The sequence below is a fragment of the Nocardioides abyssi genome (genome assembly GCF_030412915.1).
Taxonomy (GTDB): domain Bacteria; phylum Actinomycetota; class Actinomycetes; order Propionibacteriales; family Nocardioidaceae; genus Nocardioides; species Nocardioides abyssi.
This window is the reverse complement of the sequence record NZ_JAUHJR010000041.1, coordinates 1-402: the sequence shown is the minus strand read 5'-3', so window position 1 is coordinate 402 and position 402 is coordinate 1. Positions and strand designations below refer to the sequence as shown.

The 402-nt window shown below is 56.7% G+C and carries 1 protein-coding gene; it reads left to right on the top strand.

The window, feature by feature from the left end; translation table 11 throughout:
- On the top strand, positions 1-386 hold a 386-nt coding region (locus QWY29_RS19815), incomplete at its 5' end, for a hypothetical protein (RefSeq protein WP_300962960.1).
- Between the last annotated feature and the right edge of the window lie 16 nt (positions 387-402).

The following is a 402-nucleotide window of genomic DNA, read 5'->3' as shown; positions in this document are numbered from 1 at the left end:
CGGCAGTAAAACAAGAAAAGAACACGATGAATTCATTGGGATTAGCCGCCTTCTTTGTGGCAATAGCCGTAGCCAATGCCGGATACCACGCGGGCGTCGTCGGCGGCTTGGGAGCCCCCGCTGTGATCACTGGTCCATCAGGCGCTGTCATCACAAGCGGAGTGGCCCATGGAGGAATCGTCGCTCCCGGAATTTATGGCGCTGGTCTTGGAGCTGCTGGAGCCATTATCGCACCTGCAACTGCCGGTGCTGTGGTCGCCCCCGGTTTGGGATTGCTTGGGCACGGGCTTTTGGCCGGCTCTGGAATCGAAGGCCAATACGTCCATGATCATAGCGAGCTTTTGTACGACGACGGATCTTACAAGCCATACTTGTACGGCCATTAGGGCTCCGAAATTAGGC